At 71.8% G+C, this 25,211-nt stretch carries 22 protein-coding genes; 18 read left to right on the forward strand and 4 right to left on the reverse strand.

Translation table 11 applies throughout. The annotated features are described in order from the left end of the window. Positions 1-127 precede the first annotated feature (127 nt). Positions 128-2,377 carry a putative bifunctional diguanylate cyclase/phosphodiesterase gene (locus tag ACIQVL_RS32070; protein ID WP_403432661.1) on the forward strand — a complete coding sequence of 750 codons (2,250 nt, stop codon included), beginning with the start codon at positions 128-130 and terminating at the stop codon, positions 2,375-2,377. Positions 2,378-2,538: 161 nt separating this feature from the next. Here ACIQVL_RS32070 and ACIQVL_RS32075 read toward each other — a convergent pair whose 3' ends face one another. Further along, a complete protein-coding gene (locus ACIQVL_RS32075) occupies positions 2,539-3,117 on the reverse strand; it encodes a TetR/AcrR family transcriptional regulator (RefSeq protein WP_403432664.1) in 579 nt (192 codons plus the stop codon). A 96-nt stretch (positions 3,118-3,213) separates the two neighbouring features. Between ACIQVL_RS32075 and ACIQVL_RS32080 the strand changes: the two genes are divergently transcribed. The 6 genes from ACIQVL_RS32080 (at position 3,214) to gatB (ending at position 7,945) form a co-directional block, all read left to right on the forward strand. Continuing rightward, positions 3,214-3,585, forward strand: coding sequence for a DUF4267 domain-containing protein (locus ACIQVL_RS32080; RefSeq protein WP_403432666.1), 372 nt, complete (start codon positions 3,214-3,216; stop codon positions 3,583-3,585). 49 nt (positions 3,586-3,634) lie between these two features. Continuing rightward, positions 3,635-4,126: a cupin domain-containing protein gene (locus ACIQVL_RS32085; protein ID WP_403432669.1), complete on the forward strand. Its 492-nt coding sequence runs from the start codon at positions 3,635-3,637 to the stop codon at positions 4,124-4,126. Positions 4,127-4,379: 253 nt separating this feature from the next. Beyond that, positions 4,380-4,676 carry an Asp-tRNA(Asn)/Glu-tRNA(Gln) amidotransferase subunit GatC gene (gene gatC / locus ACIQVL_RS32090; protein ID WP_293990396.1) on the forward strand — a complete coding sequence of 99 codons (297 nt, stop codon included), beginning with the start codon at positions 4,380-4,382 and terminating at the stop codon, positions 4,674-4,676. Positions 4,677-4,682: 6 nt separating this feature from the next. Further along, on the forward strand, positions 4,683-6,176 hold the full coding sequence (gatA, locus tag ACIQVL_RS32095; RefSeq protein WP_403432672.1) for an Asp-tRNA(Asn)/Glu-tRNA(Gln) amidotransferase subunit GatA: 1,494 nt from the start codon (positions 4,683-4,685) through the stop codon (positions 6,174-6,176). After that, positions 6,173-6,415: a hypothetical protein gene (locus ACIQVL_RS32100; RefSeq protein WP_089098594.1), complete on the forward strand. Its 243-nt coding sequence runs from the start codon at positions 6,173-6,175 to the stop codon at positions 6,413-6,415. The genes gatA and ACIQVL_RS32100 overlap by 4 nt, the downstream gene beginning before the upstream one ends. Before the next feature lie 15 nt (positions 6,416-6,430). Next, positions 6,431-7,945: an Asp-tRNA(Asn)/Glu-tRNA(Gln) amidotransferase subunit GatB gene (gene gatB, locus ACIQVL_RS32105; protein WP_403432675.1), complete on the forward strand. Its 1,515-nt coding sequence runs from the start codon at positions 6,431-6,433 to the stop codon at positions 7,943-7,945. A 61-nt stretch (positions 7,946-8,006) separates the two neighbouring features. On the opposite strand, the gene ACIQVL_RS32110 is transcribed toward gatB, so the two are convergent. After that, on the reverse strand, positions 8,007-8,816 hold the full coding sequence (locus ACIQVL_RS32110) for an SAM-dependent methyltransferase (RefSeq protein ID WP_403432677.1): 810 nt from the start codon (positions 8,814-8,816) through the stop codon (positions 8,007-8,009). Between the two features lie 186 nt (positions 8,817-9,002). Here ACIQVL_RS32110 and ACIQVL_RS32115 point away from each other — a divergent pair, with 186 nt between their 5' ends. The 6 genes from ACIQVL_RS32115 to ACIQVL_RS32140 all read left to right on the forward strand — a co-directional run bounded on the left by ACIQVL_RS32115 (position 9,003) and on the right by ACIQVL_RS32140 (position 14,591). Further along, entirely contained in the window at positions 9,003-9,329 is a 327-nt protein-coding gene (locus ACIQVL_RS32115) for a hypothetical protein (protein WP_403432679.1), read from the forward strand. A gap of 98 nt (positions 9,330-9,427) precedes the next feature. Next, entirely contained in the window at positions 9,428-10,003 is a 576-nt protein-coding gene (locus ACIQVL_RS32120) for a GNAT family N-acetyltransferase (protein ID WP_403477105.1), read from the forward strand. Between the two features lie 35 nt (positions 10,004-10,038). Beyond that, entirely contained in the window at positions 10,039-10,692 is a 654-nt protein-coding gene (locus ACIQVL_RS32125) for a hypothetical protein (RefSeq protein ID WP_403432685.1), read from the forward strand. Positions 10,693-10,899: 207 nt separating this feature from the next. Continuing rightward, entirely contained in the window at positions 10,900-11,139 is a 240-nt protein-coding gene (locus ACIQVL_RS32130) for a hypothetical protein (protein ID WP_403477106.1), read from the forward strand. A gap of 161 nt (positions 11,140-11,300) precedes the next feature. After that, positions 11,301-14,336, forward strand: coding sequence for an AAA family ATPase (locus ACIQVL_RS32135; RefSeq protein ID WP_403477107.1), 3,036 nt, complete (start codon positions 11,301-11,303; stop codon positions 14,334-14,336). Between the two features lie 21 nt (positions 14,337-14,357). Beyond that, a complete protein-coding gene (locus ACIQVL_RS32140) occupies positions 14,358-14,591 on the forward strand; it encodes a DUF6191 domain-containing protein (RefSeq protein ID WP_403477108.1) in 234 nt (77 codons plus the stop codon). 19 nt (positions 14,592-14,610) lie between these two features. On the opposite strand, the gene ACIQVL_RS32145 is transcribed toward ACIQVL_RS32140, so the two are convergent. Together ACIQVL_RS32145 and ACIQVL_RS32150 are read right to left on the reverse strand one after the other, a co-directional pair. Further along, a complete protein-coding gene (locus tag ACIQVL_RS32145) occupies positions 14,611-15,771 on the reverse strand; it encodes a PQQ-dependent sugar dehydrogenase (protein ID WP_403477208.1) in 1,161 nt (386 codons plus the stop codon). A 184-nt stretch (positions 15,772-15,955) separates the two neighbouring features. Continuing rightward, a complete protein-coding gene (locus ACIQVL_RS32150; RefSeq protein ID WP_403432699.1) occupies positions 15,956-16,957 on the reverse strand; it encodes an aldo/keto reductase in 1,002 nt (333 codons plus the stop codon). A 74-nt stretch (positions 16,958-17,031) separates the two neighbouring features. On the opposite strand from ACIQVL_RS32150, the gene ACIQVL_RS32155 reads away from it, so the two are divergent. From ACIQVL_RS32155 to ilvC, 5 genes are all read left to right on the forward strand, one after another. Next, positions 17,032-17,982: a 2-hydroxyacid dehydrogenase gene (locus ACIQVL_RS32155; protein WP_403477109.1), complete on the forward strand. Its 951-nt coding sequence runs from the start codon at positions 17,032-17,034 to the stop codon at positions 17,980-17,982. 222 nt (positions 17,983-18,204) lie between these two features. Further along, the gene (locus tag ACIQVL_RS32160; protein WP_403432703.1) at positions 18,205-21,399 is read left to right on the forward strand and encodes a putative bifunctional diguanylate cyclase/phosphodiesterase; all 3,195 of its coding nucleotides are present in this window, start codon (positions 18,205-18,207) and stop codon (positions 21,397-21,399) included. Between the two features lie 243 nt (positions 21,400-21,642). Beyond that, complete coding sequence (locus ACIQVL_RS32165; protein WP_403432706.1) at positions 21,643-23,493, forward strand: acetolactate synthase large subunit; 1,851 nt, start codon at positions 21,643-21,645, stop codon at positions 23,491-23,493. A 45-nt stretch (positions 23,494-23,538) separates the two neighbouring features. Further along, complete coding sequence (gene ilvN, locus ACIQVL_RS32170; RefSeq protein ID WP_403477110.1) at positions 23,539-24,063, forward strand: acetolactate synthase small subunit; 525 nt, start codon at positions 23,539-23,541, stop codon at positions 24,061-24,063. A gap of 130 nt (positions 24,064-24,193) precedes the next feature. After that, positions 24,194-25,192 (forward strand): ketol-acid reductoisomerase, encoded by a 999-nt coding sequence (gene ilvC / locus ACIQVL_RS32175; protein ID WP_189264131.1) that lies wholly within the window; start codon positions 24,194-24,196, stop codon positions 25,190-25,192. Positions 25,193-25,211 lie beyond the last annotated feature (19 nt).

Raw genomic sequence — 25,211 nt, forward strand, 5'->3', positions numbered from 1 at the left:
TGGAAGCCTTCTGCGGCCTACTGTTGAGACGTGCACCTGCCGTGCCCAGCTCGGTCGGAGCATTCCCGTGCTCCGGCAGGGCACGGACCGCATGGCGTGGGCACCGCCGGCTGTGAGAGGGACGGGAATGGAACCGACCGAGAGCGCCGCCACGGGCGCGCGGCCGCCGCTGCGCCGCCGGGCGTGCGCGTGGCGGGGCAGCCGCTGGACGGTGCGGGGCGACCGGCGTCCCGGCATGCCGGGTACCCCGGGCAGGCCGGCGGTGAGCGCCGCGGCGGACGCGCGCGACCCGCTGCCGCTGGCCGCCGTCGAACCGCCGCCCGGCCTGGTCGGCACCGAGCACGAACGCCACCTGTCCTGGCCCGCACTGCCCGCCGGAGTCGTCGCGGTCGCCGCGTTCGTCCTCGGCGCCGGGTTCTACCGCGCGTTCTCCGACGACCACGCGCTCTTCCCGTCCGGCACGGTCGGCTGGTCGCTGGCCGTGCTGACCGGCATCATCGTCGGCCACCTCGTGCTGCTCGGCCGCGCCCGCTGGTGGGGCGGCACCGGCTCCGGCGCCGCCCTCACCCTCGCCGTCCTCCTGCTGTACGGCTGGGTGCCGGCCGGCATGGTCAGCCTCACCGTCGTCGTCCTGGTCGGCATAGCCAGGCGCCACCGCTGGCGGCAGGGTGTCCTGCACGGCGCGGTGGACATCCTCGGCATCGGCGCCGGCGCGCTGGTGCTCCTCGTGTGCGGACGGGTCCCGACCGTCGAGTCGCCCTGGAACCCCGGCAGCTGGACCGTCGCCACCGCTCCCGAGGTCGTGCTCGTCGCGGCCGCCTACCTCGCCGTCACCCGCGCCCTGCTCTGGTACCTGCACGCGCCGCGCGGCGGCGGGCTGCCCACCGTCGCCCGCACCGCCCTGATGCGGCAGGGCCTGGTCGCCGTCGCCCTGCTCGGTATCGCCCCGCTGATCTGCGTGGTCGCCGTCGCCCAGCCGCTGCTGCTGCCGCTGTTCTCCATCCCGCTGGTCGCCCTCGACTCCACCCTGTGGATAGCCCGCGCCCGCGCCGAGGAGCAGCTGCGCGACCCGCTGACCGGACTGCCCAACCGGCAGTGGCTCCTTGAGCGGATCTGGACCGCCCTCGACGACGCCGAACGCATCGGCGCCCGCTCCGCCCTCATGCTGATCGACCTCGACCGGTTCCGTTCGGTCAATGACACGCTCGGTCATCTCGCCGGTGACCGGCTGCTCCTCCAGATAGCCGACCGGCTGCGGGCCGCGCTGCCGCGCGGTGCGGAGGCGGCCCGGCTCGGCGGCGACGAGTTCGCGGTCTTACTCCCGGTCGCCGACTCCACGACCTCGGCCACCCGGGTGGCCCGGAGCCTGGTCACGGCCCTCTCCTCGCCGCTCGACCTCGACGGCCTCACCCTCGTCCTGGAGGCCAGCGCGGGGGTCGCGGTCTTCCCCGACCACGCGCTCGACGCGGAGGGGCTGCTGCGCCGGGCGGACGTGGCGATGTACCAGGCGAAGCGGGACCGGACCGGCGTCGAGGTGTACGAGTCCAAGCGGGACTCCAACACCCCCGACCGGCTGGGCCTGCTGGGCGACCTGCGGCGCGCCCTGGACGCCCACGAGGTGCAGCTGCACTACCAGCCGAAGGTCCGTTTCGACGGACAGGTGGCCGGCCTCGAGGCGCTGGTGCGGTGGGTGCACCCGGAGCGGGGCAAGGTGCCGCCGGACGAGTTCATAGCGATCGCCGAGTCCTCAGGGCTGATGCCCCATCTGACGGAGTACGTGCTGGAGACCGCGCTCGGGCAGGTCGCCCGATGGCGGGCGCAGGGGCTGCGGGTGCCGGTGGCGGTCAACGTCTCGCCGCGCGACGTCCACACGCCGGGGTTCGCCGGCCTGGTGGCGGCGCGGCTGGCGCGGCACGGCGTGCCGGCCGGGGCGCTGCAGCTGGAGATAACCGAGCACGTGCTGCTCGAGGACCCGCAGCGGGCCGCCGACACCCTCGCGGGGCTGCACGGGCACGGCGTGAAGATGTCGCTCGACGACTTCGGCACCGGGTACTCGTCGCTCGTGCACCTGCGGCGGCTGCCGGTGAGCGAGCTGAAGATCGACCGGTCCTTCGTGGCCCGGCTGGCGGTCGACAACGAGGACGCGGAGATCGTGCGCTGCACGGTCGACCTCGCGCATTCGCTGGGCCTGCTGGTGGTCGCGGAGGGCGTGGAGGACGACGAGACGTGGGAGCGGCTGCGGGACCTCGGGTGTGACGCCGTGCAGGGGTGGCTGGTCGCTGCCGCGATGCCGCCGGAGGAGACCACGGCGTGGTTGCTGGCGCGGGGGTCGCGGGGGTGGCAGCGGCCGCGGGCGGCTCTGCCGGCCGCCGAGTAGTTTTCCCGCCCGCCCGTTCACCGTTTCTGGAGAGGTGAGCGTCTGCCGTGGGGATGCGGTGGTGTCGGCGGGTGCGGGTGCGTCGTGGTTGCTCGCGCAGTTCCTCCCCCAACCTTCGGCCGGGGGTACCCCCAGCGCCCCTGAAGGGGCGCCGCCCTCACTCACGCAGTGACGAAGCGGCCGATCAGTAGCCTCAGCCTCTCCTCGTGGGCCTCCTCCGGCAGGCGGCCGCTGCGTGTCAGGGTCACCATGCCGTGCAGGCCCGCCCAGAACGTCTCCGTCAGGATGCCGGGGTCGTCGCCGCCCGTGGCGATCGGCTCGACCGCCTGCAGCAGCTCACCGAACGCCGCCCACAGGGCCTGTGGGGCCTCCTGGGTCGCGAACGGCAGGTCCACCCGGTGGGTGAACATCGCGTCGTACAGCGCGGGGCGCCTGCGGGCGAACGACGTGTACGTCTCCGCCACCGCCGCCAGCGACTCCCGCACGCCCGTCGCCGCCGCGCGGGCCGTCCGCAGCTCCGTCGCCATCTCCGCGAAACCCTGGACGGCCACCGCCGCCATGATCGCGTCCTTGCCCTTGAAGTGGCTGTAGAGGACCGGCTGGCTGTACTCGATCTCGGCGGCCAGGCGGCGCGTCGTCACCGCGTCCCAGCCTTCGCTCTCGGCGAGTTCGCGCGCGGCCGTGACGATCAGCTGCTCGCGCTCTGCCCGTTCGCGTTCCCGGCGGTTCTGAATCGACATGCTCCGGATTCTAGCAGCGCTAGCCAATCTGTCGATGCTCTGTTAGCGTCGCTATCAGTCCTAGCGCTGCTAGAAACCAGTCAACAGGGGGCCACCATGACCGTCACCGCCTACACGCTCGCCGTCGCGCTCGACCTGTTCTGCCTGTTCCTCGGCTACCGGTTCCTGTTCCAGCCGGGGCCTGCCGCCGCCGGATACGGCGTCCCCGCCGACCCGACGGGCGACGCCCGCGCCTACCTCACGGTCAAGGGCCTCAGGGACGGCACGCTGGGTGTCGTCGGGCTCGCGCTGCTGGCCTTCGCCGGCGCACACGCCGAGGCCTGGTTCATGCTCTGCGTGGCCCTCGTCCCGTTCGGGGACACGCTGACGGTGCTGCGGAACGGCGGGGCGAAGGCGGTCGCCTACGGGATCCACTTCGCCACCGCGATCGTTGTACTGATCAGCGCCGTCCTGCTGTTCCTCGTCTGACCGCTCGTCGTCTCGTCTCGTCGTCTCGTCATCAACCGGGGGTTCGGAAATGTCGTTGTTCGTGCCGAAGTTCGATGAGTCCGTGATCGTGCGGGAGGCCGACGCCGAGCTCGTCGGCGGTGACCCGGTCGGCGTCAGGCTGCTCGCCGACAGCAGTGCCACCGGCGGCGCGCTCTCCACCGTGCGCGTCACCCTCGGCGAGGGCGCCGACGGCGCCGTGCCGCATCTGCACCGCAACTCCGCCGAGCTGTTCTACCTGCTCGACGGTGCCGCCGACGTGCTCTGCGGCGACGACGTCGTCACCGCCGGACGCGGCGACCTGGTCGTTGTCCCGCCCGGCAAGCCGCACGCCTTCGCCGCGGTCCCCGGCAGCACCGCCGACATCCTGATCGTCATCACACCCGGCGTGGAGCGCTTCGAGTACTTCCGCCACCTCCAGCGGCTGCGCCTCGGCGAGGCCACCCTGGAGAGCCTCCTTGAGGTGCAGGAGCTGTACGACAACCACTACCTGCGGAGCGAGGCCTGGGACACCCGGCACTGAAACCGTTTAACGGGTACGGGGTGCTGCCCCATAGGATTGGGCACTGGCGTCACATTTCCGCCTGCCTCGCGACGCCTGGCACGCACGCTCGCCGCGTTGCCGAATCGCCCACGTGGCTCCGCCACGAGGGCGCTCCGGCGCCTTGCGATCGCACGCACCGGACGCCGCGAGGCCCGCCCTCCGGACGGACGGCGGAAATGTGACGCCAGCGCCCCGCTCCAAACCACACACACTCACCCCAGAGGAACGCTGCATGCCTGGCATCACGCGCGAGGAGGTCGCCCACCTCGCCCGGCTGGCGCGTCTGGAGCTGAAGCCCGAAGAACTCGAACACTTCGCCGGCCAGCTGGACGACATCATCGGCGCGGTCGCCCGCGTCAGCGAGGTCGCCGACCAAGACGTACCGCCGACCTCGCACCCGCTGCCGCTGACGAACGTCATGCGCGCGGACGAGGTCCGTCCCTCGCTCACCCCCGTGCAGGCGCTCTCCGGCGCCCCGGCCCAGGAGCAGCAGCGTTTCAAGGTGCCGCAGATCCTGGGGGAGGACTAGACAGCCATGACGGACATCATCAAGCTCACGGCCGCCGAGACCGCCGCGAAGATCGCCTCCGGTGAGCTCACCGCGGTGCAGGTCGCCGAGGCCCACCTCGCCCGCATCGAGGCCGTCGACGAGAAGGTGCACGCCTTCCTGCACGTCGACCGCGAGGGCGCGCTGGCGCAGGCCCGTGCCGTCGACGAGAAGAAGGCCCGGGGCGAGAAGCTCGGCCCGCTCGCCGGCGTCCCGCTCGCGCTCAAGGACATCTTCACCACCGAGGGCGTGCCGACCACCGTCGGCTCGAAGATCCTCGAAGGCTGGATCCCGCCGTACGACGCCACGCTCACCAAGCGGCTGAAGGCCGCCGACGTGGTCATCCTCGGCAAGACCAACATGGACGAGTTCGCCATGGGGTCCTCCACCGAGAACAGCGCGTACGGGCCGACCGGCAACCCGTGGGACCTCACCAAGATCCCCGGCGGCTCCGGTGGCGGCTCGTCCGCCGCCCTCGCCTCCTTCCAGGCGCCGCTCGCCATCGGCACCGACACCGGCGGCTCCATCCGCCAGCCGGCCGCCGTCACCGGCACGGTCGGCGTGAAGCCGACCTACGGCGCGGTGTCGCGGTACGGCATGGTCGCCTTCTCGTCCTCCCTGGACCAGGGCGGGCCCTGCGCCCGTACGGTCCTGGACGCGGCGCTGCTCCATGAGGTCATCGCCGGGCACGACCCGCTGGACTCCACGTCGATCGACGCCCCCGTGCCGCCGGTCGTCGAGGCCGCGCGCAACGGCAGCGTGGCCGGTATGCGTGTCGGTGTCGTCAAGCAGTTCCGCGGCGAGGGCTACCAGGCCGGCGTCATCCAGCGGTTCGACGAGTCCGTCGCGCTGCTGAAGGAGCTGGGCGCCGAGATCGTCGAGCTGGACTGTCCGTCCTTCGACCTCGCGCTGTCGGCGTACTACCTGATCGCGCCCAGCGAGTGTTCGAGCAACCTGGCCCGCTTCGACGGCCTGCGCTACGGCCTGCGGACCGGCGACGACGGCAGCCACTCCGCCGAAGAGGTCACCTCCCTCACCCGCGAGGCGGGCTTCGGCCCCGAGGTCAAGCGCCGCATCATGCTCGGCACCTACGCGCTGTCCAGCGGTTACTACGACGCCTACTACGGCTCCGCCCAGAAGGTCCGCACGCTCATCACGCGGGACTTCGAGAAGGCCTTCGAGCAGGTGGACGTCATCGTGTCGCCCACCACGCCGACCACCGCCTTCGCGATCGGCGAGCGTGCCGACGACCCGATGGCGATGTACCTGGCCGACCTGTGCACCATCCCGACGAACCTCGCGGGCAACGCGGCGATGTCGCTGCCCTGCGGTCTCGCCCCGGAGGACAACCTCCCGGTGGGCCTGCAGATCATCGCCCCGGCGCTCAAGGACGACCGCCTTTACAAGGTCGGCGCCGCCGTCGAGGCCGCCTTCGTGGAAAGGTGGGGGCACCCGCTCCTGGAGGAGGCACCGTCGCTGTGAGCAACGCACTGTCGAAGGCCAAGGGCTTCAAGAAGTCGAAGTCCGGTACGTACCTGTCCATGGCCACCACCGCGTTCGGCGCGGTCGGTGTCGCCAAGCAGATCAAGAAGGCCCGCGCCGAGCACGACACGCTCCGGCTCATCGACGCCACCGTGTCCGCCGTCGCGATCGTCACCGGTTTCGCCCTGCTGTACCGCGAGCTGAAGCGGCTGGGCGACGACGACGTCCTGCTGGGCTGAGAGGGAAGTTTCACCGTGACCACCACGACCGACCTGGTGTCGTACGAGGACGCGCTGGCGTCCTACGACCCCGTCATGGGCCTCGAGGTCCATGTCGAACTCGGCACCAGGACCAAGATGTTCTGCGGCTGTTCGACCGAGCTGGGCGCCGAGCCCAACTCGCAGACCTGCCCGACCTGCCTCGGCCTGCCCGGCGCGCTCCCGGTCGTCAACGCGACCGGCGTCGAGTCCGCGATCAAGATCGGCCTCGCGCTGAACTGCGAGATCGCCGAGTGGTGCCGCTTCGCCCGGAAGAACTACTTCTATCCGGACATGCCGAAGAACTTCCAGACCTCCCAGTACGACGAGCCGATCGCCTTCAACGGCTACCTCGACGTGCAGCTGGAGGACGGGGAATCCTTCCGCGTGGAGATCGAGCGCGCCCACATGGAGGAGGACACCGGCAAGTCGACCCACGTCGGCGGCGCCACCGGCCGTATCCACGGCGCGTCCCACTCCCTGCTCGACTACAACCGCGCGGGCATCCCGCTCATCGAGATCGTCACCAAGCCGATCGAGGGCGCCGGCGAGCGGGCTCCCGAGGTCGCGCGGGCGTACGTCCGTGAGCTGCGCGAGGTCATCCGGGCGCTCGGTGTCTCCGAGGCCCGCATGGAGATGGGCCAGATGCGCTGCGACGTGAACCTGTCGCTGCGCCCCGACGGCACCGCGAAGTTCGGCACGCGTTCCGAGACGAAGAACGTGAACTCGCTGCGGTCCGTGGAACGCGCGGCCCGCTTCGAGATCATGCGGCACGCGGCCGTGCTGAACGGCGGCGGGACGATCATCCAGGAGACCCGGCACTTCCACGAGGACACCGGGTCCACGACCTCGGGCCGCGTGAAGGAGGAGGCCGAGGACTACCGGTACTTCCCGGAGCCCGACCTGGTCCCCGTGGCGCCCTCGCGCGCGTGGGTCGAGGAGATCCGCGCCGCGCTGCCGGAGATGCCGCTGGCCCGCCGCAACCGGCTGCTCGCCGAGTGGGGCATCTCGGCCTTCGACATGCAGGCGATCATCAACGCCGGTGCGCTGGACCTGATCGTCGCCACCATCGACGCCGGGTCCGACGCGGCCTCCGCCCGCAAGTGGTGGATGGGCGAACTGGCGCGCAGCGCCAACGAGTCGGGCGCCTCGCTCGACGAACTGGCGATCACCCCGGCGCAGGTCGCCCGGGTCACCGAGCTCGTCACGAACGGTGACCTGAACGACAAGCTGGCCCGGCAGGTCATCGAGGGCGTCCTCGCGGGCGAGGGCACCCCGGACGAGGTCGTCGACAAGCGCGGCCTGAAGGTCGTCTCCGACGAGGGCGCGCTGACCGCCGCCGTCGAGGAGGCCATCGCCGGCAACCCGGGCGTCGCCGACAAGATCCGCGGCGGCAAGGTGGCCGCGGCCGGTGCCCTGGTCGGCGCGGTCATGAAGGCGACCCGCGGCCAGGCCGACGCGGCCCGCGTCAAGGAGCTGATCCTGGAGAAGCTGGGCGTCAGCGAGGGCTGAGCGAGCAGGCGCCACGCACCTGGTACGGCCCCGGAGGCAGCGCCTCCGGGGCCGTACCGCGTCACAGGCGGCGGCCCACGATCCGGGCGAAGCCGAGGAGCCGCCCCTGATCGGCCGTCACCAGCTCCACCGACTCCCGGGCCATCCGGGCCATCTCCGGGTACGGGCTCTCCGCGGCGCACACCTCGCTCCACAGCAGCCAGTCGCGCCAGCCGTCCGCCAGCCAGTCGGCGGCCTCGACCTGCACGGCCCCGCTGCGGGTCCAGTGCCGGTGCCACCAGCCGGGGGAGTGGAACGCCCAGAAACCGGGGTCCCAGTGCGCCTTCAGGTGCTCGGGCGGCTCGGCGCCGTCGAGTTCCTCGCGCACCGCGGGCACGACGATCCCGATCCGGCCGCCGGGCTTCAGCAGCCGGGTGAGCGTGGGCAGATAGAGGTCGGCGGTGCCGAAGTACTGGTACGCGTCGACCGAGACGATCGCGTCGAAGCTGCCCTCGGCGAAGGGCAGGTCGTGTGCCTCCACGTGCACCGGCTGCACACGGTCGGCGAACCCGGCCTCGGCGATCCGCCGGGCGTTGTCGTCGGGCCCGATCCACAGGTCCGCGGCGGTGACCTGCGCGTGGAACTCCCTGGCCAGGAAGATCGAGGTCATCGCCCGGCCGCAGCCCAGGTCGAGCACGCGCGCACAGGGGTGCAGGGCGTCCAGGCCGAGGGCGGGGGCCAGCCACTCCAGCAGCCACAGGGCGTGCGGGCCCATCTGGTTCTCGACGGCCCAGCGCGGGTCGTAGGCGCTGCTGAGCGGGTAGCGGGGGAGGGTCAGGCGGTCAGTGAGAGAGGCGTCCTTCGACGGTGCGGGAGAGACGGCGTCGGACATGGCTGAACGGGCTCCTTGTGATCTTCGTAGTGGAAGGCGATGCGTAGGAGTTCGTTCGAACCGTCAAACAATGCACCCGCTTCAGTCGTCGGCGAGGGGCCGATGGAGGCTGACCAGCGGAAGCTAGCAGTTGTCCAGCTGGTTCGCAGCCGGTTTCCTCAGGTGCGGGTACTACGCTCGCCCGCCATGACCGCACACGCCGAATCCGACGCCGAGTCCGGGACACCCGGGGCGGAGGCCGCGGACGACGAGGACGAGGACCTCTACGAGGACGCCCGCCGGGCCCGCTGGACCGCCACCGTGACCGGGGCGCTGCTGGCCCTGATGGGGCTCACCGCCGCGCTCATGAGAGTGGGCGGGGGCGTGCCCGCCCTGGTGCCGGCCGCCTACGGGTCCGGATCCGCCGTGTGTGTGTCCGCGGCGGTGCTGGGGGCCCGCGGCCGTACCCGCTGGGCCCTCTGGCTGATGATCCTGGGGGTCATGATCATGGCTCTCGGCGACCAGTTCGACTGAGGCACCGCTCCGGACCGGCATCGGGCCGTCCGGGCACCGCGCCGCACATGAGAGGCTCGACGTGCCGGCCGAGGACGTGGTGGAACTGGAGAAGAACGATGTACGCGATATCCCTGGGTGACGACGGCGCCGAACTGCGCCCACTGGAGCCCTGGCACGCCGAGGAGTTCCTGGCCCACCTGGAACGCGGGCGGGAGTTCATCGGCCAGTTCATCGCGTTCGGCACCAGGGAGAAGGACGTGCCGGCCGCACGGGCCATGCTCCAGCGGTACGCCGACATGCGGGCCGCCGACACGGGTTCCCTGCACGGCCTGTGGCTGGAGGGCACGCTCGTCGGCGGGGTGCTCTTCCTGAACTTCGACGCCGAACACGGGAACGCCGAGGTCGGCTGCTGGCTGGAGCCGGCCGGCACCGGGCGCGGACTCGTCACGCGCGCGATGCGGGTCCTGCTCGACTTCGCGGTCGACCAGCGTGGCATCCACCGGATCGAGTGGGTCGCCGCCTCGGGCAACGAGCCCAGCCTGAACGTGGCCCGGCGGCTGGGGATGACCCGCGATGGCGTACGCCGTCAGGCGCACCCCTATGGTGGCGTACGGCACGACCTGGAGGTGTGGTCGATCCTCGCCCCGGAATGGCGTGAAGCACGCGCGCGTGCCCTTGCGAACGATCATTAAGACGCCTCTCAGACAGGATCCGTACGGTGCCGGACATGGGAACCAAGACAGCTGACGAGACCGGTGCCGAGACGGGCGCCGAGGCCACGACCGACGAGGAGAAGGTGAGCGTCACCAAGAGCGCCGACGACGCGCCGGAGTCCACCCCCGAGGCCGGGACCGGGCCGGAGGCGGCGGCCGCCGACCCCGACGCGGCGAACGCCGAGGACGCGGACAACGGTGCGGACGCCGAGGACGCCGATGACCTGGAGGACGACGCCGACCTTGCCGGGGACCTGGCCGAGGCCGAGGGTCCGTCCGGGGTCGGCCAGGGTGCCGCCGCCGTCGTCTCCGTCGCGCTCGGCCTGGTCTCCCTCACGGGTGGCTGGATCGGTACGGTGGCCGCCGCCCGCGAGACCCTCGTCGGCCAGCTCCAGACCTCGTCGACCGCGAGCGTCGCCACGCAGGTCAAGGAGGTGTACGGCGACGCGTGGGCGACCACCGCGCTGTGGGCCGGCCTGTTCGCGCTGGCCGCGCTGCTCACCGGTGTCGTGGTGCTGGCCCGGCCTGCCTTCGGTGCCCCCGGCAAGCCGCAGGCGCCGTGGATCAAGTCGGTCGCCTGGGCGGGTGTCGCGCTCGGTGTCATCGGCCTGCTGCTCGCCGTCCTCAAGTATTCCGACGCACTCCTCGGACTGCCGTCGACCAGCTGAGCCGGCCGCGACGGCCCAGGTCGGAAGGGGCCTTAGGGCGTCCGTAAGCACCTTACGGACGGTCTGAGGCCCCTTACGCGTGTCCGGGGCCCGGCGGCCCCGCGAAGATGCGGAACTCTCCCGATGTGGCGCACCCCCCTGGGAGACGAAGGTGGAGGCATCGCGGAAAGCGAAGCCCGATCACCCGATCTCACAAGGGACACCACCATGTTCGAGTACGAACTCCACCGGATCCGATCCGCCGAACTGCGCCGGCAGGCCGAGGACGCCCGTCTCGCCCGCGAGGCCGTCCGTTCCCGCCGTGCCGCCCGCCGCGAGGCCCGGGCGGCCAGGGCGGCCAGGGCGGCCGGGGCGGCGGGGCACACCACGGCGACGGGAGGCGCCGTGGCGGCGCAGGAGGCCCCTGCCGACCGCCGTGACCGGCGCCGGCTCCCGCGCGCCGCGTGAACACGGCAGGGCCGGGCGGGACACACCGCCCGGAGACCGCGAACGGGGAAGCCGGTGGCCGCACGGGGGTCGGCCACCGGCTTCCCCCATTGCCCTCCACCGGTACGACAAGCGCACCGGCGCTGTGGAAAACCGCTGCCGTCGGCTCCGCGGCCCATGCGATGCTCTGGCCTGTGGAAACCAGGTCCGTGAGTCCCGTGTTCGTAGGCCGCAACGACGAGTTGGACACACTGAACGACGCGCTGGAGCGTGCCGGGGCCGCCGAGCCGCAGGCGCTGCTGCTCGGCGGCGAGGCCGGCGTCGGCAAGACCCGGCTGGTCGAGGAGTTCGCCACCGCCGCCTGCCGCAAAGGCGCGGTCGTCGCCCTGGGCGGCTGCGTGGAGATCGGCGCCGACGGGCTGCCGTTCGCCCCCTTCTCCACGGCCCTGCGCGCGCTGCGGGCCGCCCTGCCCGACGAACTGGCCGAGGCCGCCGCGGGCCAGGAGGACGAGCTGGCCCGGCTGCTGCCCGAACTCGGCGAGGCCACCTCCGGCCGCCACGACGAACAGGGCATGGCCCGCCTCTTCGAGCTCACCGCGCGCCTCCTGGAACGGGTCGCCGCCGAGCGCACGGTGGTCGTCGCCCTGGAGGACCTGCACTGGGCCGACGCCTCCACCCGCCACCTCCTCGCCTACCTGCTGCGCACCCTGCGCACCGGCCGGCTCGTCGTCCTCGCCACCTACCGCTCCGACGACATCCACCGCCGCCACCCGCTGCGCCCCCTGCTCGCCGAACTCGACCGGCTGCGCACCGTCCGCCGCCTCGAACTCGCCCGGTTCACCCGCGAGGAGGTCGGCCGCCAGATCGCCGGCATCCTCGCCGCCGAACCCGACCCCGCCCAGGTCGACGACATCTTCGAACGCTCCGACGGCAACGCCTTCTTCGTCGAGGAGCTGGCCGTGGCCGGCGCCGAGGGCTGCTGCACCGGGCTCACCGACTCACTGCGCGACCTGCTCCTGGTCCGGGTCGAGGCGCTGCCCGAGAGCGCCCAGCGGGTCGCCCGGATCGTCGCCGAGGGCGGCTCCACCGTCGAGTACCGGCTGCTGGCCGCAGTCGCCCAACTCGCCGAGGACGACCTGATCGAGGCGCTGCGGGCCGCCGTCGGCGCCAACCTCCTCACCGCCACCCCGGCCGGCGACGGCTACCGCTTCCGGCACTCCCTGGTCCGCGAGGCCGTCGCCGACGACCTGCTCCCCGGCGAACGCTCCCGGCTCAACCGCCGCTACGCCGAAGCCCTGGAGGCCGACCCCCGGCTGGTGCCGGCCGACGCTCGCGTGACCCGCCTGGCCAGCTACTGGTACCAGGCCCACGACCCGGCCAAGGCCCTGCCCGCCGCCCTCGACGCCTCCGTCGTGGCCCGCCGCCGGCACGCCTACAGCGAACAACTGCGGCTCCTGGAGCGGGCGATGGAGCTGTGGGACACCGCCCCCGAGGAGGTCCGCGCGGCCCTGCGCCCCGTCGACTACACCGACGTCTACCCTCCCTGCGGCTGCGATCCCGCCACCACCCCGCTGCGCTACCTCGACCTGATGGCGGAGGCGGCCGTCGCGGGCCGCTTCTGCGGGGAGCGCGAACGCGCCCTGAAGATCACCAAGAAGGCGCTGCGGATCCTCCAGGACGAGCACGACCCGCAGCGCGCCGCCTGGTTCTGGGTGCAGCGCTCCCGGCTGGTCCAGGGCCTGGCCCGCGGCGACGGCTGGCAGGAACTCGGCACCGCCCAGGACCTGGTGCGCGGCCTGCCGCCGTCCGAGGTGCACGCCGACGTGCTGGCCAACGCCGCCGCCTGGTCCATGCTGCACGAGCCCGGCCCCGAAGCCTTCGCCGCCGCCGAACGGGCCGTGGAGTACGCGCGGATGGTGGGCGCCCGCGAGATCGAGCTCAACGCGCGCGTCACCCTGGGCACCCTCATGGTCGACGCGGGCGACGTCGACAACGGCCTCGCGGAGCTGGAGCGCGTCAAGGACGCCGCGCTCCAGGAAGGCGTCGCCCATGTCGCGGGCCGCGCCTACACGAACCTGCCCTCCGAACTGGAGTCGGTGGGCCGCTCCCGCGAGGCGGTGCCGATCCAGCGCGAGGGCATCGCCTTCACCCGCAGATACGGCCTGCTGGACTCCGAGGCATGGGTCTGGGGCAACCTCTCCGAGTCGCTGTACGCGCTCGGCCGGTGGGACGAGGCCGCCGAGGCAGCCGCGGGCGCCCTCGGTTCCGCGGCCAGCGCCAAGCCCCGGGGCGCCGGCGCCCTGCACCTGGCCCATATCGCCCTCGCCCGCGGCGACACGGCCGAGGCCGCCCGCCGGCTCGCCGTCGCGCGCGCCCACTACGGCACCCACGACCCGATGCCCCAGGCACAGCTGCCGGTCGCCCGGATCGCGATCGGCGTCGCCGCCGCGGAGGGCAGGATCCTCGACGCCCGCGCCGAGCTGGACCACGCCCTGGCGTCCGGCTTCCCGCCCAGCACCCACCGCTACGGCTGGCCCCTGCTGCTGGCCGCCGCCACCGCCGAGGCCGACGCCCGCGCCCTGCCCGCCGCGGCCGAGGGCCGCGCCGAGGCGCTCGACCGGCTCGCCGAGACCGCCCGCAAGCTCGCCACCGGCGCGCCCCTCTGGCAGGCGTACGAGCGCTGGACCCACGCCGAGCTGCACCGCGCCCGGGGCACCGGCACCGCCGCGGTCTGGTCGGACGTGGTCACCGACTTCGAGCACCTGGACCGCCCCTACGACCTCGCCCGGGTCCGCCGCCGCCTCGCCCAGGCCCTGCTCGAAGAGGCAACCGGCGACGAGGAACGCGACCGCGCGACGGAACTCCTCCGGCTGTCCGGGGCCGTCGCCGACCACCTCGGCGCCCGCCCGCTGGCCGAGGCCGTCGCCCTCCTCGCCCAGCGCGCCCGCCTCACCCTCGCCGCCCGCGCCGCCCGTCCGGTCCTCGATCCCGCCGAGAGCCTCGGCCTCACCAGCCGGGAGCGCGACGTCCTGCGCCTGGTCTCGGCCGGCCGTACCAACCGCCAGATAGCCGAGGAGCTCTTCATCTCCCCGAAGACCGCGAGCGTCCACGTCTCGAACATTCTGGGCAAGCTGGGCGTTGCAGGGAGGGGCGAGGCGGCGGCGGTGGCACACAGACTGGGGATGTTCCCCGCCGAGGCCCTCGACCCGACCAGGTAAGGGGACGGCGGAGGAGGCACCGTGTTCAACATGTTCGAGGAACTGTTCGCACCCGGCCGCAAGCACACCCACGAGGAGCAGAAGCGGCTGGAGCTGACCCGGGAGGACGTGGGGGACACGGATCCGGGACGCGGGCCGATAGACCTCGCGTCCGGCAAGGTCGTCATACGGCTCCCGCAGGAGGAGCCGACGGCGGAGCACACGGTGGGGGCCGAGGACGAGCCCGCGGCGGACGCCGGGGACGACGGGGTGTGAGCGGCGCGGTCCGCGCCGCCTACTTCACCGCCAGCTCCAGGATCCGGTCGTCGCCCGTCTTCGGCTTGCCCCGGCCGTCGGTGTTGCTGGTCACCAGCCACACCTTGTCGCCGCCGGCCGCCACGACCGTGCGCAGGCGGCCGTACTCGCCGGTGAGGAAGGCCTGCGGAGCCGCGGCGGCGGTCGTGCCGTCCAGCGGGATGCGCCACAGCCGTTGGCCCTTCAGCCCCGCCATCCAGATGACGCCGCCGACGTAGGCGATGCCGCTCGGGGACGCGTCGTCGGTGTGCCACTGTGCGATCGGGTTGACGTACTTCGGGTCGGACGACTTTCCCTCCGCGTCCGGCCAGCCGTAGTCGCCGCCGGGCTTGATCGCGTTCAGCTCGTCCCAGGTGTCCTGCCCGAACTCCGAGGCGAACAGCCGCTGCTTGTCGTCCCAGGCGAGGCCCTGCACGTTGCGGTGGCCGTAGGTGTAGACGGGGGAGCCCGGGAACGGGTTGCCGGGCGCCGGGTCGCCCTCCGGCGTCAGCCGCAGGATCTTGCCGCCGAGCGACTTCCTGTCCTGCGCGAGCCCCCGCTGCCCGCTCTCCCCGGTCCCCGCGTAGAGCATGCCGTCCGGGCCGAAGGCGATCCGCCCGCCGTTGTGGATGTACCCCTTGGGAATCCCCTTGAAGATCGTGTCGGGGGCGCCCAGCTGCTCCTTGGTCGGCTTGCTCTCGTCCCAGAGCATGCGGACGATGCGGTTGTCGGAGGCCGACGTGAAGTACGCGTAGACCATGTGGTCGGAGGCGAAGCCGGGGGAGAGCGCGATGCCGAGCAGACCCCCCTCACCGGCCGCGGACACCCCGGAGACGACCCCCAGCTCCGTGATCTTCCCGGTCTTCTCGTCGACCTTGCTGATCGTCCCGTCGTCCCGGTCGGACACCAGCAGCCCCGCCCCGTCCGGCAGCGCCGCCAGCCCCCACGGCGACTTCAGCCCCTCGGCGACCGTACGCACCACCGTGACCGACCCCTTGGCGGACGCGGCCGAGTCCGGTGCCCCGCCGGGCGCGGAGGCCACCCCGGAACCACTCGCCGACGACCCCCCGGCCCAGGACGGCGTGGGCAGATCCCCACCCCCGCCCCCGGCGGAACATCCCGCCACCAGCAGGAGTCCAGCCGCAGCCAACAAGGCGACCACACCTCGACGTCGCACGATCACGGTCCCTTCGAACAGCCCCCGGCTCCTCCGCCCGACGGTAGTACAACGCGCCCCGTAAGGGGCGCGGGGCTGTGTAGATATGCGGCTCCGCCGCGTGGGCGCGACCAGCCCCCACGGCGCCGCACCCGACCGACGACAGATCGCGGCCCATCCCCCAGCACGCCTAGTCCCAAGAGCCCTGCGCGGCAGGCAACCCGCCCAGCTCCGCCAGATCCTCCACCGTCAGCCGGACCTCCGCGGAACCCGCGTTCTCGGCCACCCACCGCCCCCGCTTGGCCCCCGGCACCGGCACCACATGCGCCCCCTGCGCCAGCACCCACGCCAGCGCCACCTGAGCCGCGGTGACACCGCCGCCCCCCTGCCGGCCCGCAACCCTCCGCAGACCGGCCACGATCGGCTGGTTCGCCGCCATCATCTCCGCCGTGAAGCGGGGGTGTCGCGCCCGCAGGTCGTCCGGCTCGAACCCCTCACCCGGCGTGAGCGTCCCGGTCAGGAAGCCGTTGCCCAGCGGCATCGCCGCGAGGAACCCCACCCCCCGCGCCGCACACCAAGGCAGCAGCGACTCCAGCGCCTCCGGCGACCACACCGACAGCTCCGCCTCGACCGCGCTCACCGGAAACACCTGCTGCACCCGCTGCAGCTGCCGCAGGGTCGCGTCATGCAGCCGCGCGCCGGACCTGCGCCCCCCGCGCGCCCCCACGGCGCACAACCCCAGCGCCCGCACCTTTCCCGCCTGCACCAACTCCGCCATCGCGCCCCAGGTCTCCTCGACGGGAACCTCGGGGTCGGCGCGGTGCAGCTGGTAGAGGTCTATGACATCGGTCTGGAGCCTGCGCAGCGACGCGTCGCAGGCCCGCCTCACATAGCCGGGCCGGCCGTTGGCCACGATGTGCTGGTCGCCCACCAGCAGCCCCACCTTCGTCGACACGAAGGCCTCCGCTCGCCGCTCCCTGAGCACCCGCCCCAGCAGCAGTTCGTTGGTGAACGGACCGTACATGTCGGCCGTGTCGAGGAGTGTCACGCCCAGATCCAGGGCCCCGTGCACCGCTCTCAGCGACTCGTCACCCCGCTGCCGCGACCCGCTGTACGCCCAGCTCATCGGCATGCACCCGAGTCCGACGGCCCCCACCGCGAGCGCCCCCGCGCCGATCGTCCTGCGCTCCACCAGCCCGTGAACCTCCTTCTTGGGTCCCCAACCTAACCCGCCCGCCGCCGCACCCCTGACATAGCCTCCTGACCATGACCCGAGACGCATGGCTGCCCATCCCGCCCGACGAGTTCACGGACCTGCCCGACGGCCTCGACTACCTCTTCTGGAACGGCGACCAGGACTTTCCCGGTGACCCCGCCGACTGCGCCGTGTACGTCGTCCCCTACATGAAGCGGCAGCCCGTCAAGGTGCGCCCGCTGGCGGGAATGCGCAACGTCCGGCTCATCCAGACCCTCACCGCCGGCGTCGACGACATGACCGCGGCCCTCGACCTGATCGCCCCCGGGGTGCAGCTCTGCAACGCCCGTGGCGTGCACGAGGCGAGCACCGCCGAACTCGCGCTCGCGCTCACGCTGGCGTCCCTGCGCGGCATCCCGGGATTCGTCCGCGCCCAGCAGCGCGAACACTGGCAGAGCGGCTTCCACCAGGCCCTCGCCGACAAGTCCGTCCTCATCGTCGGCTACGGTGCCATCGGTTCGGCCATCGAGGACCGGCTCGTGCCCTTCGAGGTTGCGCGGGTGGCGCGCGTCGCGCGCTCCGGGCGCGCCTCGGCGCGCGGTCCCGTGCATCCGCTCACCGAACTGCCGAATCTGCTTCCGGAAGCCGATGTCGTCATCCTCTCCACGCCCCTCACGGACACCACACGTGACCTGGTCAACGCGGAGTTCCTCGCCCGGATGAAGGACGGCGCACTGCTCGTGAACGTCGCGCGCGGGCCCGTCGTGGACACCAAGGCCCTCCTCTCCGAGCTGGAGAGCGGCCGCCTCACCGCCGCCCTGGACGTCACCGACCCCGAGCCGCTGCCGGCCGGACACCCCTTGTGGCAGGCGCCCGGAGTGCTGATCAGCCCTCATGTCGGCGGCCCCACCTCGGCGTTCCTGCCGCGCGCCAAGTACCTGGTCACCGAACAGTTGAACCGTTTCGTGAACCGGGAGCCGTTGCGAAACGTGATTTTGACGACGGGATCCACCGACAACTGACCATCGCCGCAATACGCGTGTAATCCGCTTCCGGTACGGTCCGCAACCTTCCGGGCGCGGTGCGTGCGCACACGCCCGCTGATCGTCACGGAGCGTAGAGAAGCTATGTCCCTGAGTGACGAGACTGGTGTATCGTCCCGGAAGGGGCTGCGCCGCGAGCCATACGGCGCCGGGGATGGACATTTCAGATTTGTGAGGGGGGCGACGGGCGATGCACGGCCTATGGACGAACGATCCGACGCGGCGGAGCCGCCGGCGGCGACCCTGGCGCACAGCTGCGCGCAGACGCGGCCACCACACCAGCCATCACCACCACCGCAGGCACAGCGGACGCAGGAGGCACGCTCACCCAGCGCACCGGGACCCGCGGGACCCGACGGCGGCGCGGACCGGGAGGGTCCGGTGACGACGCCGACGCCTGTGACGACCACCCTCCCCGGAGCGCTGCGGGCACAGCCTCCGGCGGGGAAGCCGCACCCCCGGCCGCCGGCCACCGGCGGCGGGACCGGCGTGGTCCGCCAACTCGTCCTGGCCCTGATCTGCGCGGGATACGCCGTCGGTTCCGCGCTCGACTGGGGCTCGAACCAGATCGCCCTGTTCATGGGGGACTTCGGTCTGACCGCGGCCGCCGGCACCGCCGCCGTGTCGTGCTTCTGCTACGCCCGCTCCCCGCGGGTCCGCTTTCGACCTGCCTGGCTGCTGTTCGCCCTCTCCTCGGCGATGGCGGCCCTGGGCAACGCGGTCTGGGGGTGGTACGAGGTCGTGCTCCAGCGGCCGGTGCCCAGCCCCAGCTACGCCGACCTGTTCTTCCTGTGCTTCGCGCCGCCCGCCATCGTCGGCCTGCTGGTGCTGGCCAAGCGGCCGGTGACCAAGGCCGGCTGGATCTGCCTGGCGCTGGACGCCTGGCTGATCGGCGGCTCGCTGCTCACCCTGTCGTGGAGCCTCGCGCTCGCCCAGGCGGCCCGGTTCGACGGGCCCAGCGTCGCGCACACCGCGCTCTCGCTGGCCTACCCGCTGCTGGACATCGCCCTGGTCAGCATGGTGCTCGCGCTGCACTTCCGGCGCTCGCCGGGCAACCGCACCGCGGTGAACACCGCGATCGGCGCCCTCGCCCTGACCGTGATGTGCGACGCCCTGTTCACCTCGCCGCTGCTGCACAGCAGTTACCGCTCCGGCCAGCTGCTGGACGCAGGCTGGTTCGCCGGCTCGCTGCTGCTCGCGTACGCCCCCTGGGCCGCACCCCGGCCCCAGGGCGCCCAGGACCCCGAGGGGCACACGCGCGTGGTCCACGAGCACGTGCCCGGCGGCCGTGCCCCGGCGGCCAAACAGCCGCCGGCGCCCGCCCCGGGAGGTGATCACAGCCGGTACCCGGCCGGCCGGCCGATCACCGGCTCCCTGGCGGCGCTCACCCCGTACCTGGCCGCCGCCGTGTGCACCCTGGGCATCCTCTACAACGTCCTCAACGGCCGCAGCCCGGACCACGTCGTCCTGGTCACCGCCGGCTGCGTGGTCCTCGCGCTCGTCGTGCGCCAGGGCATCATGCTGCTCGACAACATCACCCTCACCCAGGAACTGGCGCAGCAGGAGAACCACTTCCGCTCCCTGGTGCAGGGTTCCAGCGACGTCATCATGATCGCCGCGCCGAACGGCATGCTCCGGTACGTCTCCCCGGCCGCCGTCGGGGTCTACGGCCGTTCCGCCGAGGACCTGGTGGGTTCGGAACTGGCCAATCTCATCCACCCGGAGGACCTGGGCTGCGTGGTGCACGAGGTGCGCCGCTTCCTCGCCGCCAGCTCCCTGGAGGAACCCACCACCCGCATCGAGTGCCGGTTCCGGTCCGGCGAGGGCGGCTGGCTCAACGTGGAGTCCACCGTCAACCGCCACCACGGCGGCCTCATCTTCAACAGCCGGGACGTGACCGAAAGAGTGCGCCTGCAGGCGCAGCTCCAGCACAACGCCGAGCACGACCCGCTCACCGACCTGCCCAACCGCGCCCTGTTCACCCGGCGCGTCCAGCAGGCCCTGTCCGGGCGCCGCTCCTCCGACCGGGGCCCGGCCCTGAGGAACACGGCGGTGCTCTTCATCGACCTGGACGGGTTCAAGGCCGTCAACGACACGATCGGGCACCAGGCCGGGGACGAACTGCTCGTCCAGGCCGCGCGCAGACTCCAGGACGCGGTCCGCCAGGGCGACACCGCGTCCCGGCTGGGCGGCGACGAGTTCGCGGCGCTGATCGTCGGTGACGGCACCCGTGACCGCAGTGCCCGGGAGCGGCACATCCTGGAGCTCGCCGACCGCCTCAGGGTGACCCTCTCCCAGCCGTACGCCATTGACGGCAACGATGTCCGTGTCAACGCGTCCATCGGTGTCGCCTTCGCCGAACCGGGTCTCGGCGCGGGCGAGTTGCTGCGCAACGCCGACCTGGCGATGTACCGCGCCAAGTCGGCCGGAAAAGGCCGCGTCAAGCTGTACAAGCCGCAGATGCAGCAGGACGTCGTACGCAAGGCGGAGCTGGCCACCCGGCTGCGGGCCGCCCTGCACGACGGCGAGTTCGCGCTGCTGCACCAGCCCGTGGTGTGCCTGGAGACCGGCGGGATCGAGTCGGTCTCCGCGCAGGCCCGCTGGCGCTCCTCGCAGGGGGTGCTGTTCACGCCGGCCGAGTTCCTGCGGGTCGCCGAGGACAGCGACAAGACGGCCGAGCTGGACCGCTGGATCCTCCAGGAGGCGGTCGAGCAGGCCGCCGAGCGGGCCGCGAGCGGGCTCGTGGTGCCGATCGCCGTCCGGACGTCCGCCCGGCGGCTGCTCGACCGGTCCTCGCCGCTCGGCTCCGTGGAGGCCCTGCTCACCCGGCACGGGCTGCCCTCGGGGGCGCTGCTCCTGGAGCTGTCCGACACCGACCCCAGGGTCCCGCTGGACGAGCTGGAACGGCGGCTGACCGTGCTCAGCAGGCACGGTGTCCGGATCGCGCTGGACGGCTTCGGCAGCGGCTACGCGGCGATCACGGCCCTGCGCAAGCTCCCCGTCGACGTGCTCAAGCTCGACCGCAGCCTGGTCGAGGGGGTCGTCGAGTCGGCCCGGCTGCACAAGATCACCAGCGGGCTGCTGCGGATCGCCTGCGATCTCGGCCTGCAGTCCGTGGCCGAGGGCGTGGACCTGCCCGAGCAGGTCACGGCGCTGCGCGCGATGGGGTGCACGCACGGGATGGGCATGGCGTTCTCCGGTCCGGTGGACGAGTACCGGCTGCGCAGGGCGCTCGGTTCCGGCCACTATCCGGTTCCGCACGCACCGGCCGAGCCGGCGTTCGCGGGCGGCGGCCCGGGGGTGTACACCAGTGGTGTGTCTGCCGGTGTACCCGCCGTGCTCGGAGGCGGAAGTGGCCTACGCTCACATAATGAGACGCCCGTCCCACCCACTTGACACGTGGTGCGCGTCGGAGGGAGGGTCAGTCCCATGCGCACCCGAATTCTCGTACTTGGACAGCGCGTCGGCTGAGCTGGGACCCACCGGAGGACGATCCGGAATCCCCAGCGACCACACCGGCGCGCTCCCCTCGCTTGCCTTTTGGCACGAGGGGTTTTTTGTTGCACCAGCACCAGACGTACGGCAGCGAAAACCCGTACGAACCTCGCAAAAACCCTCAGCATCGAGAAGAGAATGCCGATGACCGAGCAGGCCACCGGGGCCCACCATCCGCAGCCGCGGCCCCGTTCCGGAGGACAGCAGACCCCGACCGTCGAGCACGTCTCGGGTGCGAAGTCGCTCATCCGCTCGCTTGAGGAGGTCGGCGCTGACACGGTATTCGGCATCCCCGGTGGCGCGATCCTGCCGGCCTACGACCCGCTGATGGACTCCACCCGGGTGCGCCACGTCCTGTGCCGGCACGAGCAGGGCGCCGGTCACGCGGCCACCGGCTACGCGCAGGCCACCGGCAAGGTCGGCGTCTGCATGGCGACGAGCGGCCCGGGTGCGACGAACCTGGTGACGCCGATCGCGGACGCGCACATGGACTCGGTGCCGCTCGTGGCGATCACCGGGCAGGTCGCGTCCTCCTCGATCGGCACGGACGCCTTCCAGGAGGCGGACATCGTCGGTATCACCATGCCGATCACCAAGCACAACTTCCTCGTCACCAAGGCCGAGGACATCCCCCGGGTGATCGCCCAGGCGTTCCACATCGCCTCCACCGGCCGTCCCGGCCCGGTCCTGGTCGACATCGCCAAGGACGCCCTCCAGGCGAAGACCACCTTCTCCTGGCCGCCGGTCATGGACCTGCCCGGCTACCGTCCGGTGACCAAGCCGCACGCCAAGCAGATCCGCGAGGCCGCCAAGCTGATCACCGCCGCGAAGCGGCCCGTCCTCTACGTCGGTGGCGGCGTCATCAAGTCGCACGCCACCGCCGAGCTCAAGGTCCTCGCCGAGCTCACCGGAGCGCCCGTCACCACCACCCTGATGGCGCTCGGCGCGTTCCCCGACAGCCACCCGCTGCACGTGGGAATGCCGGGCATGCACGGTGCGGTCACCGCCGTCACCGCGCTGCAGAAGGCCGACCTGATCGTCGCCCTCGGAGCCCGCTTCGACGACCGCGTCACCGGCAAGCTGGACAGCTTCGCCCCGTACGCGAAGATCGTCCACGCCGACATCGACCCCGCGGAGATCGGCAAGAACCGCGCCGCCGACGTGCCGATCGTCGGTGACGCCCGCGAGGTCATCGCCGACCTGGTGCAGGCGGTGCAGAAGGAGCACGGCGAGGGCCACCGGGGCGACTACACCGCGTGGTGGAAGGACCTGAACCGCTGGCGCGAGACGTACCCGCTGGGCTACGACCTGCCCGACAACGGGTCGCTCTCGCCGCAGCAGGTCATCGAGCGCATCGGGCAGCTCGCCCCCGAGGACACGATCTTCGCGGCGGGCGTCGGCCAGCACCAGATGTGGGCCGCGCACTACGTGCAGTACGAGAAGCCCGCCACCTGGCTGAACTCCGGCGGCGCCGGAACCATGGGCTACGCGGTCCCGGCCGCCATGGGCGCCAAGGCCGGCCGGCCCGCCCGGACCGTCTGGGCGATCGACGGCGACGGCTGCTTCCAGATGACCAACCAGGAGCTCACCACCTGCGCCCTGAACAACATCCCGATCAAGGTCGCCATCATCAACAACGGCGCCCTCGGGATGGTCCGCCAGTGGCAGACCCTCTTCTACAACCAGCGGTACTCCAACACGGTGCTCCACTCCGGCCCCGACGACGTCAACCCGGACGCCCGCGGCACCCGGGTCCCCGACTTCGTCAAGCTGTCGGAGGCCATGGGCTGCTACTCCATCCGCTGCGAGTCCCCGGACGACCTCGACAAGGTCATCGAAGAGGCGAACTCGATCAACGACCGCCCCGTCGTCGTCGACTTCATCGTCCACGAGGACGCCATGGTGTGGCCGATGGTCGCCGCCGGCACCTCCAACGACGAGATCCTCGCCGCCCGGGACGTCCGCCCCGACTTCGGCGACAACGAAGACGACTGAGCGAGAGACGTCAAGAAAGACGCTGAGAGAGAGACGCAGAAGAAAATGTCCAAGCACACGCTCTCCGTCCTGGTGGAGAACAAGCCGGGCATCCTGGCCCGGATCGCGGCCCTGTTCTCCCGCCGCGGCTTCAACATCGACTCGCTCGCCGTCGGGGTCACCGAGCACGCCGACATCTCCCGCATCACGATCGTGGTGAGTGTCGAGGCGCTGCCGCTGGAGCAGGTCACCAAGCAGCTCAACAAGCTCGTCGAGGTGCTCAAGATCGTCGAACTGGAGCAGGGGTCGGCCGTCCAGCGCGAACTCGTCCTGGTGAAGGTGCGCGCCGACAACGAGACGCGCTCCCAGGTCGTCGAGATCGTCCAGCTCTTCCGGGCCAAGACCGTCGACGTCTCCCCGGAGGCCGTCACCATCGAGGCCACCGGCAGCAGCGAGAAGCTGACCGCCATGCTCAAGATGCTGGAGCCGTTCGGCATCAAGGAACTGGTGCAGTCCGGCACCATCGCGATCGGGCGCGGCGCCCGTTCGATCACCGACCGGTCGCTGCGCGCCCTCGACCGATCTGCGTAAGGCTTGATACGGGCGGCCGACGGACCTTCCCGGCGCGTCGGCCGCCCGTATGCCGAGACCCTGAAACTTTCCGTCCGCCCACCGTCATACGGTGGGACGCAACACCTGCACACCAAGGAGAGAACCCAAAGTGGCCGAGCTGTTCTACGACGCCGACGCCGACCTGTCCATCATCCAGGGCCGCAAGGTCGCGGTCATCGGCTACGGCAGCCAGGGTCACGCCCACGCCCTGTCGCTGCGCGACTCGGGTGTCGACGTGCGTGTCGGTCTGCACGAGGGCTCCAAGTCCAAGGCGAAGGCCGAGGAGCAGGGCCTGCGCGTGGTGACCCCGGCCGAGGCCGCCGCCGAGGCCGACGTCATCATGATCCTCGTCCCGGACCCGATCCAGGCCCAGGTCTACGAGGAGTCCATCGCCCCGAACCTGAACGACGGCGACGCCCTGTTCTTCGGCCACGGCCTGAACATCCGCTTCGGCTTCATCAAGCCCCCGGCCGGCGTCGACGTCTGCATGGTCGCCCCCAAGGGCCCGGGCCACCTGGTCCGCCGTCAGTACGAGGAGGGCCGCGGCGTGCCCTGCATCGTGGCCGTCGAGCAGGACGCCACGGGCAACGGCTTCGCGCTGGCGCTGTCGTACGCGAAGGGCATCGGCGGCACCCGCGCCGGCGTCATCAAGACGACCTTCACCGAGGAGACCGAGACCGACCTGTTCGGCGAGCAGGCCGTCCTCTGCGGTGGCACCGCCGCCCTGGTCAAGGCCGGTTTCGAGACCCTGGTCGAGGCCGGCTACCAGCCGGAGATCGCCTACTTCGAGTGCCTGCACGAGCTGAAGCTCATCGTCGACCTCATGTACGAGGGCGGCCTGGAGAAGATGCGCTGGTCGGTCTCCGAGACCGCCGAGTGGGGCGACTACGTCACCGGCCCGCGGATCATCACCGACGCCACCAAGGCCGAGATGAAGCAGATCCTCGCCGAGATCCAGGACGGCACCTTCGCCAACAACTGGATGGACGAGTACCACGGCGGTCTGAAGAAGTACAACGAGTACAAGAAGCAGGACTCCGAGCACCTGCTGGAGACCACCGGCAAGCAGCTGCGCAAGCTGATGTCCTGGGTGAACGAAGAGGCGTGAGCCCCAGGTGACAGGGCCG

Source organism: Streptomyces sp. NPDC090499 (genome assembly GCF_044769305.1).
GTDB lineage: Bacteria > Actinomycetota > Actinomycetes > Streptomycetales > Streptomycetaceae > Streptomyces.

Bases quoted from the DNA above. Each gene is read 5' to 3' on its own strand.
- ACIQVL_RS32080 (WP_403432666.1), top strand. From the start codon at position 3,214: ATGACCGTCACCGCCTACACGCTCGCCGTCGCGCTCGACCTGTTCTGC.
- ACIQVL_RS32070 (WP_403432661.1), top strand. From the start codon at position 128: ATGGAACCGACCGAGAGCGCCGCCACGGGCGCGCGGCCGCCGCTGCGC.
- ACIQVL_RS32130 (WP_403477106.1), top strand. From the start codon at position 10,900: ATGTTCGAGTACGAACTCCACCGGATCCGATCCGCCGAACTGCGCCGG.
- ACIQVL_RS32115 (WP_403432679.1), top strand. From the start codon at position 9,003: ATGACCGCACACGCCGAATCCGACGCCGAGTCCGGGACACCCGGGGCG.
- ACIQVL_RS32125 (WP_403432685.1), top strand. From the start codon at position 10,039: ATGGGAACCAAGACAGCTGACGAGACCGGTGCCGAGACGGGCGCCGAG.
- ACIQVL_RS32085 (WP_403432669.1), top strand. From the start codon at position 3,635: ATGTCGTTGTTCGTGCCGAAGTTCGATGAGTCCGTGATCGTGCGGGAG.
- ACIQVL_RS32135 (WP_403477107.1), top strand. From the start codon at position 11,301: ATGCTCTGGCCTGTGGAAACCAGGTCCGTGAGTCCCGTGTTCGTAGGC.
- gatC (WP_293990396.1), top strand. From the start codon at position 4,380: ATGCCTGGCATCACGCGCGAGGAGGTCGCCCACCTCGCCCGGCTGGCG.
- ACIQVL_RS32165 (WP_403432706.1), top strand. From the start codon at position 21,643: ATGACCGAGCAGGCCACCGGGGCCCACCATCCGCAGCCGCGGCCCCGT.
- ACIQVL_RS32120 (WP_403477105.1), top strand. From the start codon at position 9,428: ATGTACGCGATATCCCTGGGTGACGACGGCGCCGAACTGCGCCCACTG.
- ACIQVL_RS32160 (WP_403432703.1), top strand. From the start codon at position 18,205: ATGGACGAACGATCCGACGCGGCGGAGCCGCCGGCGGCGACCCTGGCG.
- ACIQVL_RS32110 (WP_403432677.1), bottom strand. From the start codon at position 8,816: ATGTCCGACGCCGTCTCTCCCGCACCGTCGAAGGACGCCTCTCTCACT.
- ACIQVL_RS32155 (WP_403477109.1), top strand. From the start codon at position 17,032: ATGACCCGAGACGCATGGCTGCCCATCCCGCCCGACGAGTTCACGGAC.
- gatA (WP_403432672.1), top strand. From the start codon at position 4,683: ATGACGGACATCATCAAGCTCACGGCCGCCGAGACCGCCGCGAAGATC.
- ACIQVL_RS32075 (WP_403432664.1), bottom strand. From the start codon at position 3,117: ATGTCGATTCAGAACCGCCGGGAACGCGAACGGGCAGAGCGCGAGCAG.
- ilvN (WP_403477110.1), top strand. From the start codon at position 23,539: ATGTCCAAGCACACGCTCTCCGTCCTGGTGGAGAACAAGCCGGGCATC.